Raw genomic sequence first — 12192 nt, 5'->3', positions numbered from 1 at the left:
AACCCGGACGGTTGTCGCTCGACAATTTGGAGAATTTGAATGGCAATTAGCACACCGATGCTGGTGACATTTCTCGTTTATATCCTCGGCATGATCCTGATAGGGTTTTTGGCATGGCGTTCAACGAAAAACTTTGACGACTATATTCTGGGCGGTCGCAGCTTAGGCCCGATGGTGACCGCGCTCTCTGCGGGTGCCTCCGATATGAGCGGCTGGCTGCTGATGGGGCTGCCGGGCGCGATTTTCATTTCCGGGATTTCAGAAAGCTGGATCGCCATCGGCCTGACCGTCGGCGCATGGATCAACTGGAAGCTGGTGGCGGGCCGCCTGCGCGTCCACACCGAAGCCAACAATAACGCCCTGACGCTGCCGGACTACTTCACCGGCCGCTTCGAAGACAACAGCCGCATCCTGCGTATTATCTCTGCGGTGGTGATCCTGCTGTTCTTCACCATCTACTGCGCCTCCGGCATCGTAGCCGGTGCACGTCTGTTCGAAAGCACTTTCGGCATGAGCTATGAAACCGCGCTGTGGGCCGGTGCCGCCGCAACCATCATCTATACCTTCGTGGGCGGGTTCCTGGCGGTAAGCTGGACGGATACCGTGCAGGCCAGCCTGATGATCTTCGCTCTGATCCTGACGCCGGTGATTGTGATTTTCACCGTCGGCGGTTTTGGCGAATCGCTGGAAGTGATCAAGCAGAAGAGCATCGAAAACGTCGATATGCTGAAGGGGCTTAACTTCGTGGCCATCGTCTCCCTGATGGGCTGGGGTCTGGGCTACTTTGGTCAGCCGCATATCCTGGCGCGCTTTATGGCGGCAGATTCTCACCACACCATCGTCCATGCACGTCGCATCAGTATGACGTGGATGATCCTCTGTCTGGCTGGCGCATGTGCGGTCGGCTTCTTCGGGATTGCGTATTTCAATAACAACCCGGCGCAGGCAGGGGCGGTGAACCAGAACGCCGAGCGCGTGTTCATTGAGCTGGCGCAGATCCTCTTTAACCCGTGGATTGCCGGTATCCTGCTGTCTGCGATTCTGGCGGCGGTGATGTCGACCCTGAGCTGCCAGCTGCTGGTCTGCTCCAGCGCAATCACCGAAGACCTCTACAAGGCGTTCCTGCGTAAAGGGGCGAGCCAGAAAGAGCTGGTGTGGGTGGGGCGTTTCATGGTGCTGGTGGTGGCGCTGGTCTCCATCGCGCTGGCGGCTAACCCGGAAAACCGCGTGCTGGGGCTGGTAAGTTACGCATGGGCAGGCTTCGGCGCGGCCTTTGGTCCGGTGGTGCTCTTCTCGGTGCTGTGGTCGCGCATGACCCGCAACGGCGCGCTGGCGGGGATGATTATCGGTGCAGTCACCGTCATCGTCTGGAAACAGTTCGCGTGGCTGGGCCTGTACGAAATCATTCCGGGCTTCATCTTCGGCAGCATCGGCATTGTGGTGTTCAGCCTGCTTGGCAAGGCACCGTCTGCTGCGATGCAAAAACGCTTCGCTGAAGCGGACGCGCATTACCACACTGCACCGCCGTCTAAGCTGCAGGCAGAATAATTTTTCCACGTAACACCGTAGGCCGGGTAAGCGCTAGCGCCACCCGGCTTTTTTCTTGCCAAAATCCGTCATTTACGGTGATATCGCTGCACTTATAACGATGAGGATAGCGAACAATGACAATCAAAACAGGGTTTATGGTGGCGGCATTACTGATGCTGGCAGGCTGTAACGCGCCCGCACAACGCACAGCCGTGGAGACCTGCAAAGCAGATAACCAGATGCAGCAGACCACGCTCTATTTCGGCTTAAACCGTCCTGCAGGCGCGCAGATCACCGGCAACGAGTGGCAGCAGTTTGTCGATCAGGACGTGACGACACGTTTTCGCGACGGCTTAACGGTGTTTGACGCGCGCGGTCAGTGGCTGGGTAACGACGGAAAAGTGGCGCGGGAGCCGAGTAAAGCGCTGATGCTAATCCATGCTCATGATGCGCAGAGCGAAAAGAATATCGAAGCGTTGCGCGGGATCTATAAATCTCGCTTCGCGCAGGAGTCGGTGATGCGGATCGATCAGCCGGTGTGCGTGCAGTTCTGATAAAACCAGACCCGGTGGCAGCTACGCCTTACCGGGCCTACAAATCCCGTAGGCCCGTGCAAGCGAAGCGCCACCCGGCAAAGCATCTTACAATACCAGCCCCGCAAAACTCGCCGACAGCAGGCTCACAAGCGTTGCGCCATACACCAGACGCAGACCGAAGCGCGAGACCACGTTGCCCTGACGCTCGTTAAGGCCTTTAATCGCTCCGGCGACAATGCCGATAGACGCAAAGTTAGCGAACGACACCAGGAAGACGGATAAAATGCCCAGCCCGCGCGGTGACATCTGATGGGCAATTTTTTGCAGCTCAATCATCGCCACAAACTCGTTCGCCACCAGTTTGGTTGCCATAATGCTGCCGGCGTGCAAGGCATCGTGGAGCGGGATCCCAATAAGCCACGCCAGCGGATAAAAGACGTAGCCCAGGATCTGCTGGAAGCTCATACCAAATACGCTGGAGAAGAGGGCGTTGACCGCACTAATCAGCGCAATAAAGCCAATCAGCATCGCCAGAATAATCATCGCCACTTTAAAACCGGCCAGAATATATTCGCCGAGCATTTCAAAGAAGCTTTGCGATTCATGCAGTTTTTCCAGCTTAATCTCTGATTCCGCTTCCGGGCGCGCCGGGTTGATAATCGAGAGAATAATAAAGGTGCTGAACATGTTGAGAATAAGCGCCGCAACGACAAATTTGGCATCGAGCATGGTCATATAGGCGCCGACAATCGACAGGGAAACGGTCGACATGGCGGTGGCAGCCATTGTAAACAGACGGCGCGAGGAGAGATCGCCCAGGACGCCTTTGTAAGCAATGAAGTTTTCCGACTGGCCGAGGATCAGCGAGCTTACCGCGTTAAACGATTCCAGCTTGCCCATGCCGTTCAGCTTTGACAGCAGCGTGCCGATCACGCGAATAAAAATCGGCAGAATACGCCAGTGCTGGAGAATACCAATCAGCGCCGAAATAAATATAATCGGGCACAGTACGCCGAGGAAAATAAACGCCAGCCCTTTTTCACCCATCCCCCCGAAGACAAAATTCGTCCCTTCGGCCGCGAATTTCAGCAGGGACTCAAAGAATCCCGAGACGTAATGAATAATAAACAGGCCGCTTTGCGCGTGCAGGAAAAAAAAGGCCAGCGCAATTTCAATAACGATCAGCTGTAAGACAAAGCGAATACGAATTTGACGGCGATCGAAACTCACCAGCCAGGCAAGGGCGAGGATTATGACCAGCGCCAGCAGGAAATGGACAATGTTATACATAGTGTGGTTACGGTTGGTTTTTGAGGCGGACATTTAGCCACAGCGCTGATTAACCGTAAATGGGCATTTTCGTTATAACTTATAAACTTAATCATAACTGTGCTAACTATTACCCGGCGATCCGTTTACATCTCGTCATCAAAACGCCCCATATTTCGCTTGTTTTTCTCTCAGCCGTAATGATAATCACTATCAAAAGAATTTACCTTTCTTTGCATCAGTTGACCGCGATAAACATTTAAGGTGTCGGCATGTTTGTTCCATTTCTCATTATGTTACGTGAAGGCCTTGAAGCGGCCCTGATTGTCAGCCTTATCGCCAGTTATCTGAAGCGAACCCAGCGCGGGCGCTGGATTGGCGTGATGTGGGTGGGCGTTTTTCTGGCGGCCGCGCTCTGTCTGGGGCTCGGAATCCTTATCAACGAAACCACCGGCGAATTCCCGCAACGGGAACAAGAGCTGTTTGAAGGGCTGGTCGCAGTGATTGCGGTGGTGATCCTCACCTGGATGGTGTTCTGGATGCGCAAAGTGTCGCGCAACGTGAAGGTGCAGCTGGAGCAGGCGGTGGACAACGCGCTGCAAAAAGGCAATCACCACGGCTGGGCGCTGATCGCGATGGTCTTTTTCGCCGTCGCGCGTGAGGGTCTGGAATCGGTGTTCTTCCTGCTGGCGGCATTCCAGCAGGATGTCGGCATCTGGCCGCCGCTGGGTGCCATGCTCGGGCTGGCAACCGCCGTCGTGCTCGGCTTTCTGCTCTACTGGGGCGGCATCCGCCTTAACCTGGGCGCGTTTTTCAAATGGACCAGCCTGTTTATTCTGCTGGTCGCGGCCGGGCTGGCGGCGGGGGCGATCCGCGCCTTCCATGAAGCCGGGCTGTGGAATCACTTCCAGGACGTGGCGTTTAACCTCAGCGGCATTCTCTCCACCCATTCTCTGACCGGAACGTTACTGGAAGGCATTTTTGGCTACCAGGAAACGCCAAGCATCAGCGAAGTGGCGGTGTACTTCCTCTACCTTATTCCGGCGCTGGTGCTGTTCTTTATGCCTTCGCGCCCCAGCACTCAGCCGTCGCAAATCGCGCCGTGAAGTGCATAATTTAGTTACAACATACTTTTAAACGGGAAAGGTCATGGCAATTCAATTTCGTCGTAGTGCGTTACAGGTTGGTATGGCGGCGCTCTTTGCGTCTGCATTATCCGCGCAGGCCGCTGATATTCCGCAGGTGAAAGTCACCGTGAATGATAAGCAGTGTGAACCGATGACCATCACGGTTAACAGCGGTAAAACCCAGTTTATTATTCAAAACCACAGTCAGAAGGCGCTGGAGTGGGAGATCCTCAAAGGCGTGATGGTGGTGGAAGAGCGCGAAAATATCGCGCCGGGCTTCACCCAGAAGATGACCGCTAACCTGCAACCGGGTGAATATGATATGACCTGCGGTCTGTTGACGAACCCAAAAGGGAAACTGATCGTCAAGGGCGAAGCCACTGCTGACGCGGCCAAAGGGGATGCCCTGCTGAGCCTGGGCGAGGCCATCACCGCGTATAAAGCGTATGTCATGAAAGAGACTGCGGATCTGGTTGCCGGAACAAAAGCCTTTACCGACGCGGTGAAATCAGGGGATATCGAAAAAGCGAAATCCCTGTATGCCCCAACCCGCCAGCACTATGAGCGTATCGAACCGATTGCCGAGCTGTTCTCCGACCTCGACGGCAGTATCGATGCCCGCGAAGATGACTACGAGCAGAAAGCCGCCGATCCTAAATTCACCGGCTTCCACCGCCTTGAAAAAGCTCTGTTCGGCGACAACGCCACCAAAGGGATGGAGAAATATGCAGAGCAGTTGAACAGCGACGTGCTGGACCTGCAAAAACGCATCAGCGAGCTGGCATTCCCGCCGTCAAAAGTGGTGGGCGGAGCAGCAGGCCTGATTGAAGAAGTTGCGGCGAGCAAAATCAGCGGTGAAGAAGATCGCTACAGCCACACCGACCTGTGGGATTTCCAGGCGAACGTTGACGGCGCACAGAAGATTGTTGATTTGCTGCGTCCTCAGCTGCAGAAAGAGAACGGCGAACTGCTGGCGAAAGTCGATGCTAATTTCAGGAAAGTCGACGCTATTCTGGCGAAGTACCGCACCAAAGACGGATTTGAAACCTACGACAAACTGACCGACGCTGACCGTAACGCGCTGAAAGGCCCTGTGACCACCCTGGCGGAAGATCTGGCTCAGCTGCGCGGCGTGCTGGGTCTGGACTGAGTAGAATGAACAAGCAAGACGAGTATGACGTCGCAAAACCGTCGCGACGTCGGTTACTGAAAGGGGTAGGGGCGCTCGGCGGCGCGCTTGCCCTGGCGGGAGGGTGTCCGGTGGCACATGCGGCAAAACCGCAGAGTGCCCCCGGCACGCTGTCACCGGATGCCCGCATGGAGACCCAGTCGTTTTACGGCGTGCACCAGTCGGGCATTTTGACCCCGCAGCAGGCCTCCATGATGCTGGTGGCTTTCGATTCACTGGCAAGTGACAAACCCGACCTGGAGCGTTTGTTCCGCCTGCTGACGGCACGTATCGCGTTTCTCACCGCGGGTGGACCAGCCCCGGATACGCCAAATCCGCGCCTGCCGCCGATGGACTCCGGTATTCTGGGGCCGTTTATCGCCCCCGATAATCTGACAATCACCGTATCGCTGGGTGAATCGCTGTTTGATACACGCTACGGGCTGACCAAACAAAAGCCCATTTCACTGCAAAAGATGACGCGTTTTCCCAACGACTCCCTCGACGCGGCCCTCTGTCATGGCGATCTGCTGCTGCAGATCTGCGCCAATACGCAGGACACGGTGATCCACGCCCTGCGGGACATTATTAAGCACACGCCGGACCTGCTGAGCGTGCGCTGGAAGCGGGAAGGGTTTATCTCTGACCACGCTGCCCGCAGTAAAGGAAAAGAGACGCCGGTCAACCTGCTGGGCTTTAAGGACGGCACGGCCAACCCGGACAGCAGCGATGCCACGCTGATGAACGAGGTGGTCTGGGTGACCGCCAGCCAGGGGGAACCGGCGTGGGCGGTGGGCGGCAGCTATCAGGCGGTGCGGATCATTCAGTTCCACGTCGAGTTCTGGGATCGCACGCCGCTTAAAGAACAGCAGACGATCTTCGGTCGCGATAAGCAAAGCGGCGCGCCGCTCGGCATGAAGAACGAGCATGACGTGCCCGACTATGCCCGCGACCCGCAAGGGGACGTGATTGCGCTGGATAGCCATATCCGGCTCGCCAATCCGCGCACGCCAGAAACACAGTCCAGCCTGATGATGCGCCGCGGCTACAGTTACTCCCTGGGCGTGACAAACGCCGGCCAGCTCGATATGGGGCTGCTGTTTGTCTGCTACCAGCACGACCTTGAGAAAGGCTTCCTGACGGTGCAGAAGCGGCTCAACGGCGAAGCGCTGGAGGAGTATATTAAACCTATCGGCGGTGGCTATTTCTTTGCTCTGCCTGGACCGCGCACGCCAGATGCCTATCTCGGTCAGGGTCTGATCGAAGCCTGATAATCGTCCCTGCGATTGTTCGCAGGGACATTATTTTTCGCGATGACTATCTTGTTGTTATTTTTCTGTAATATTTCTATATGAGACTGAATCCACTGCAGGTGCAGTCTTAAAAGTTGCATTATGGTAAAATAAATGTTGCATTTATGATAATCCCTGATGTACTTAAGATAAGACAGCGGTAGTTCCCGGCAGTGAAACTGATTCACTATGGAGATCGCGAATGGTAGCGTCCTGTACTGGACAAGGTAAGCGTAACAACCGCAGCACCCGGCGCGGAGGCTCTGACTCCGGCAGCGATCTCTTCACTACAGATTTATCCCCCTCAACGCAACACCCTCTTACTACCGACGTGCAAAATGGTGCGCGTAGCCGTTTTGTGTCGTCATCCGGCAAAGCAAGCAATGGCTTACAAGGAAGCCAACCCTCTGATGTTTGTGCGCATAATCGTGCCGACGCTGGCGCGTGTGATGAATACCAACAACTCAAGGTGCTATCCATGGGAAGACAAAAAGCAGTGATCAAAGCTCGTCGCGAAGCAAAACGTGTGCTGAGACGGGATTCACGTAGTCATAAACAGCGTGAAGAAGAGTCGGTCACCTCGCTTGTGCAGATGAGTGGCGTAGAAGCAATTGGCATGGCGCGGGACTGCCGTGATACTTCCCCAATTATGGCGCGGAATGAAGCTCAGGCGCACTACCTGAATGCTATCGAGAGTAAACAGCTCATCTTTGCAACCGGTGAAGCCGGATGCGGGAAAACCTGGATTAGCGCGGCCAAAGCGGCAGAGGCGCTGATCCACAAGGACGTGGACAGAATTATTGTCACCCGTCCGGTACTGCAGGCTGATGAAGATCTCGGCTTCTTACCCGGTGATATCTCAGAGAAGTTTGCTCCCTACTTCAGGCCCGTTTATGACGTGCTGGTGAAGCGGCTGGGCGCATCCTTTATGCAGTACTGCCTGCGGCCAGAGATTGGCAAGGTGGAAATCGCGCCGTTCGCCTATATGCGCGGACGTACATTTGAAAATGCGGTCGTGATCCTTGACGAGGCTCAGAACGTGACTGCAGCGCAAATGAAGATGTTTTTAACGCGCCTCGGGGAGAACGTGACGGTCATCGTCAATGGCGATATCACCCAGTGCGACCTGCCGTCGGGCGTCAAGTCCGGCCTGAGTGACGCCATGGCTCGTTTTGAAGAAGACGAGATGATTGGGGTGGTACGCTTTACCAAAGATGACTGCGTGCGTTCGGCACTGTGCCAGCGAACGCTGCAGGCGTACTACTGAGTGACGTGTTGTGTTCAAGGCCCGGGGAACCGGGCTTTGTTTTTTGTGCGGTTTGTTGCGCCGGGTGGCGCTGCGCTTACCCGGCCTACGGGGCCGATGCGGTTTTACCAAAGGTTAGGACGTTTTCCCTCTCCCCTGGGGAGAGGGTTAGGGTGAGGGGCCCAGACCGCACAAGGGTGAAGTGCAACATGCAAAAAAAAAGCCCGTACTTTCGTACGAGCTCTTCTTTAAATATGGCGGTGAGGGGGGGATTGACTCGCTGCGCTCGCCCTTCGGGCAGCCTGTTCGCTGCGCGCCCAGTCTGTCCAACGGGCTGCCGCCCGTTGTCGAACCCCGGTCGGGAGTTCTCATCCCCCCGGGGGTGTGCAACATGCGAAAAAAAAAGCCCGTACTTTCGTACGAGCTCTTCTTCAAATATGGCGGTGAGGGGGGGATTGACTCGCTGCGCTCGCCCTGCGGGCAGCCTGTTCGCTGCGCGCCCAGTCTGTCCAACGGGCTGTCGCCCGTTATCGAACCCCGGTCGGGGGTTCTCATCCCCCCGGTGGTGTGCAACATGCAAAAAAAAAGCCCGCATTTTCATGCAAGCTCTTCTTCAAATATGGCGGTGAGGGGGGGATTCGAACCCCCGATACGTTGCCGTATACACACTTTCCAGGCGTGCTCCTTCAGCCACTCGGACACCTCACCATATTGTTTTGCTGCCTGACCGCTTGGGGGGCAACGGGGCGCTACTATAGGGAGTTGCGCTAAAACGGTCAAGCAGATTTTCTGTATTCGTGCTTGTTCGGTTAAGCCTTAATCAGCTTAGGTCGCAGCACGGGGTATTAACGCTGTGAATCGAGCATTTCGCCGTTTTTCACGACCTCCTGCGCCTTACCGTAGCTTTCGATCAACAGCTGATAGGCCGGGAAGATATGCGTATAAACCTCAGCCCACTGTGCAGCGTCTTCACGATTCCATGTCCGCTGGATCTCAGAAGCCACGGCAGCGGTATCCATTGGCACAACGCCCGCCTGAACCACACGGGCCAGGGTGATCTCCTGCGCCATTTTGCTGTAGGTGCCAGAGGCATCAATCACCGCAAACACTTTATAGCCGTCCGCCACCGCGCTGATGGACGGGAACGCCATGCAGACGCTGGTGATGGTCCCGGCAATAATCAGCGTGTTACGCCCGGTGGCTTTTACCGCTGCCACAAACTCCGGGTTATCCCAGGCGTTAATCTCACCTTTTCGGGCTACGTACTGGGCGTGCGGCGCGTTGGCGTGGATCTCCGGGATCAGCGGTCCGTTTGGCCCCTGCGGAACGGATGCAGTGGTAATCACCGGGATCTGTGCAAGCGTTGCGATTTTTGCCAGTGCTGCCGCACGGGCGCGCAGTTCCGGCATAGGCATGTCGCCAACGGTCTGGAACAGCCCGCTCTGATGATCGATAAGCAGCATGACCGCGTCATTCGCATCAATGACCGGGCGGGAACCGTTAAAATTTGCAGGTGTAGACATGTTCTTCTCCTTTATGACGAGAGGATCTGGCCAAAACGGCCTGAGTTGAAATCACGGATAGCTTCTGCGATTTCGGTTTTACTGTTCATCACAAACGGGCCGTAACCGACGATCGGCTCGTTCAGCGGTTCGCCCGCCATCAGCAGCACTTTGGTATCGCTGTTGGCTTCCAGGTGGACGCTGTCACCTTGCTGGCTGAGCACCACCAGCTGCGCTTCACCCGCCTGGGCGGTGCCGTTCACCGTGACGCTTCCTTCCAGCACCACAAGCGCTGTGCTCCAGCCTTCGGGCTGCTGGAACGTGTGGTAGCTTCCCTGATTCAGCGTCATATCCCAGACGTTCAGCGGGGAGAACGACCGGGCCGGGCCGTCAGTCTCGCCATAGCGGCCTGCGATCACCCGCAGCGTTCCACTGTCGTCCGGCAGCGTCACCACCGGGATCGTCTCTTTGGTGATGCTTTGATAGCCGGGTGCGGCCATTTTGTCTTTCGCAGGCAGGTTGACCCACAGCTGCATCATTTTGAGTTCCCCTCCTTTTTGCGAGAACGCGCTGGAGTGAAACTCTTCGTGCAAAATGCCCGAGCCTGCCGTCATCCACTGCACATCGCCCGGTCCAATCACGCCGCCTTGTCCCGTCGAATCGCGATGCTCCACTTCGCCGGAATAGACAATGGTGACTGTTTCAAATCCACGATGAGGATGCTGACCAACGCCGCGTTTTGCACCGTCAGCCGGGAAGGTAAAGGGACCGGCGTAGTCCAAAAGCAGGAACGGGCTGAGCGGTTCACCGTGCGTCTGATAAGAAAACATCGAGCGAACCGGAAAACCGTCGCCGACCCAGTGCTGTCGCGGTGCGGTATAAACGCCTGTGACCTGTTTCATGATGAACTCCTGATGTTCTGTTGATGTAATTAGCTTATATTCAGGTCTAATATTCCGGTAGAGCGTGAAAATGGCACTCACTGTTCCGTTTGTGGAACGATGGAGAGGGTATGCAGGATCTCAACGATTTAGCCTGGTTTGTGAAAGTGGTCGAGCACGGAGGATTTGCGGCAGCGGGGCGGGCGCTTGATGAGCCTAAATCGAAACTGAGCCGCCGGATAGCTCAGCTGGAGGAGCGGCTTGGCGTGCGGTTAATTCAGCGTACCACGCGGCAGTTTACGGTGACGGAGGTTGGGCAGACGTTCTATCAGCACTGTAAGGCAATGCTGGTGGAAGCGGAGGCGGCAGAGGAGGCCGTGGCTGCGCTGCAGGCCGAACCGCGCGGTATCGTCAGGATCACCTGTCCGGTTACGTTGCTGCATGTCCACGTAGGGCCAATGCTGGCACGCTTTCTGGCGCGCTATCCAGGCATCAATCTGCAGCTGGAGGCAACCAATCGGCGGGTCGATCCCGTAGCCGAGGGGATTGATGTGGCGATTCGCGTGCGGCCGCGTCCGTTTGATGACAGCGATCTGGTTCTAAGGGTGCTGGCCGACAGGGGACATTGTCTGGTGGCGGGGCGGCAGCTGGTTGAACGCCTGGGCGCACCGCTTACCCCCTCGGCGCTGAGCGACTGGCCGGGCTTAAGCATGGGAGCCGGTAAACAGGTGCATAAATGGGATCTCTGCGGTCCGCAGGGCGCAAAAGCGGAGATCCATTTCACGCCGCGCTTTATTACCACCGACATGCTGGCGCTACGCGAAGCGGCGATGGCGGGTGTGGGCGTAGTGCAATTGCCGATTTTGATGGTGAAAGAGCAACTTGCCTCCCGTGAACTCGTTCGGGTACTGGAAGACTGGGAGCCAAGGCGAGAAGTGATCCACGCGGTTTATCCGTCCCGGCGCGGGCTGTTGCCATCCGTCAGAACGCTGGTGGATTTCCTCACCGAAGAGTATGCACGTATGGTGGAGGAGTAATAATTCCCTCTCCCCTGGGGAGAGGGCTAGGGTGAGGGGCCCAGACCGCACAAGGGTAAAGTGCAACATGCAAAAAAAAAGCCCGTACTTTCGTACGAGCTCTTTCTTGAATATGGCGGTGAGGGGGGGATTGACTCGCTGCGCTCGCCCTGCGGGCAGCCTGTTCGCTGCGCGCCCAGTCTGTCCAACGGGCTGTCGCCCGTTGTCGAACCCCGGTCGGGGGTTCTCATCCCCCCGGTGGTGTGCAACATGCGAAAAAAAAGCCCGTACTTTCGTACGAGCTCTTCTTTAAATATGGCGGTGAGGGGAGGATTGACTCGCTGCGCTCGCCCTGCGGGCAGCCTGTTCGCTGCGCGCCCAGTCTGTCCAACGGGCTGTCGCCCGTTGTCGAACCCCGGTCGGGCGTTCTCATCCCCCCGGTGGTGTGCGACATGCGAAAAAAAAGCCCGTACTTTCGTACGAGCTCTTCTTTAAATATGGCGGTGAGGGGGGGATTGACTCGCTGCGCTCGCCCTGCGGGCAGCCTGTTCGCTGCGCGCCCAGTCTGTCCAACGGGCTGTCGCCCGTTGTCGAACCCCGGTCGGGCGTTCTCATCCCCCCGGTG

General features: G+C 56.6%; 10 protein-coding genes and 1 tRNA gene. 7 read left to right on the top strand and 4 right to left on the bottom strand.

Annotated features, from left to right (window positions below; translation table 11 throughout):
- Positions 1-39: 39 nt before the first annotated feature.
- The gene (putP, locus tag FFS28_RS04545; RefSeq protein ID WP_137848912.1) at positions 40-1548 is read left to right on the top strand and encodes a sodium/proline symporter PutP; all 1509 of its coding nucleotides are present in this window, start codon (positions 40-42) and stop codon (positions 1546-1548) included.
- A gap of 116 nt (positions 1549-1664) precedes the next feature.
- A complete protein-coding gene (locus FFS28_RS04540; RefSeq protein WP_137848911.1) occupies positions 1665-2084 on the top strand; it encodes a DUF3574 domain-containing protein in 420 nt (139 codons plus the stop codon).
- 87 nt (positions 2085-2171) lie between these two features.
- On the opposite strand, the gene FFS28_RS04535 is transcribed toward FFS28_RS04540, so the two are convergent.
- Complete coding sequence (locus tag FFS28_RS04535; protein ID WP_006174611.1) at positions 2172-3356, bottom strand: NupC/NupG family nucleoside CNT transporter; 1185 nt, start codon at positions 3354-3356, stop codon at positions 2172-2174.
- 251 nt (positions 3357-3607) lie between these two features.
- Here FFS28_RS04535 and efeU point away from each other — a divergent pair, with 251 nt between their 5' ends.
- The 4 genes from efeU (at position 3608) to phoH (ending at position 8189) form a co-directional block, all read left to right on the top strand.
- Entirely contained in the window at positions 3608-4441 is an 834-nt protein-coding gene (gene efeU, locus FFS28_RS04525) for an iron uptake transporter permease EfeU (protein WP_088207526.1), read from the top strand.
- A 43-nt stretch (positions 4442-4484) separates the two neighbouring features.
- The gene (gene efeO / locus FFS28_RS04520) at positions 4485-5612 is read left to right on the top strand and encodes an iron uptake system protein EfeO (RefSeq protein ID WP_137848909.1); all 1128 of its coding nucleotides are present in this window, start codon (positions 4485-4487) and stop codon (positions 5610-5612) included.
- Positions 5613-5617: 5 nt separating this feature from the next.
- A complete protein-coding gene (efeB, locus tag FFS28_RS04515; protein ID WP_137848908.1) occupies positions 5618-6901 on the top strand; it encodes an iron uptake transporter deferrochelatase/peroxidase subunit in 1284 nt (427 codons plus the stop codon).
- A 499-nt stretch (positions 6902-7400) separates the two neighbouring features.
- On the top strand, positions 7401-8189 hold the full coding sequence (phoH, locus tag FFS28_RS04510; protein ID WP_171007382.1) for a phosphate starvation-inducible protein PhoH: 789 nt from the start codon (positions 7401-7403) through the stop codon (positions 8187-8189).
- Positions 8190-8788: 599 nt separating this feature from the next.
- Here the strand turns inward: phoH and FFS28_RS04505 are convergent.
- The 3 genes from FFS28_RS04505 to FFS28_RS04495 all read right to left on the bottom strand — a co-directional run bounded on the left by FFS28_RS04505 (position 8789) and on the right by FFS28_RS04495 (position 10572).
- Positions 8789-8876, bottom strand: a tRNA-Ser gene (locus FFS28_RS04505).
- 137 nt (positions 8877-9013) lie between these two features.
- The gene (locus tag FFS28_RS04500; RefSeq protein ID WP_006174618.1) at positions 9014-9691 is read right to left on the bottom strand and encodes an isochorismatase family protein; all 678 of its coding nucleotides are present in this window, start codon (positions 9689-9691) and stop codon (positions 9014-9016) included.
- Between the two features lie 11 nt (positions 9692-9702).
- On the bottom strand, positions 9703-10572 hold the full coding sequence (locus tag FFS28_RS04495) for a pirin family protein (protein ID WP_137848906.1): 870 nt from the start codon (positions 10570-10572) through the stop codon (positions 9703-9705).
- Positions 10573-10682: 110 nt separating this feature from the next.
- On the opposite strand from FFS28_RS04495, the gene FFS28_RS04490 reads away from it, so the two are divergent.
- Complete coding sequence (locus FFS28_RS04490) at positions 10683-11588, top strand: LysR family transcriptional regulator (RefSeq protein WP_137848905.1); 906 nt, start codon at positions 10683-10685, stop codon at positions 11586-11588.
- Positions 11589-12192: the final 604 nt, after the last annotated feature.

It is taken from the genome of Enterobacter sp. 2VL, from assembly GCF_005503595.1.
Lineage (GTDB): Bacteria > Pseudomonadota > Gammaproteobacteria > Enterobacterales > Enterobacteriaceae > Enterobacter > Enterobacter cancerogenus.
This window is presented reverse-complemented; position numbering and strand designations above follow the sequence as displayed.

Coding starts and splice junctions, on each gene's coding strand:
- putP (WP_137848912.1), top strand. CDS start 40: ATGGCAATTAGCACACCGATGCTGGTGACATTTCTCGTTTATATCCTC.
- FFS28_RS04540 (WP_137848911.1), top strand. CDS start 1,665: ATGACAATCAAAACAGGGTTTATGGTGGCGGCATTACTGATGCTGGCA.
- FFS28_RS04535 (WP_006174611.1), bottom strand. CDS start 3,356: ATGTATAACATTGTCCATTTCCTGCTGGCGCTGGTCATAATCCTCGCC.
- efeU (WP_088207526.1), top strand. CDS start 3,608: ATGTTTGTTCCATTTCTCATTATGTTACGTGAAGGCCTTGAAGCGGCC.
- efeO (WP_137848909.1), top strand. CDS start 4,485: ATGGCAATTCAATTTCGTCGTAGTGCGTTACAGGTTGGTATGGCGGCG.
- efeB (WP_137848908.1), top strand. CDS start 5,618: ATGAACAAGCAAGACGAGTATGACGTCGCAAAACCGTCGCGACGTCGG.
- phoH (WP_171007382.1), top strand. CDS start 7,401: ATGGGAAGACAAAAAGCAGTGATCAAAGCTCGTCGCGAAGCAAAACGT.
- FFS28_RS04500 (WP_006174618.1), bottom strand. CDS start 9,691: ATGTCTACACCTGCAAATTTTAACGGTTCCCGCCCGGTCATTGATGCG.
- FFS28_RS04495 (WP_137848906.1), bottom strand. CDS start 10,572: ATGAAACAGGTCACAGGCGTTTATACCGCACCGCGACAGCACTGGGTC.
- FFS28_RS04490 (WP_137848905.1), top strand. CDS start 10,683: ATGCAGGATCTCAACGATTTAGCCTGGTTTGTGAAAGTGGTCGAGCAC.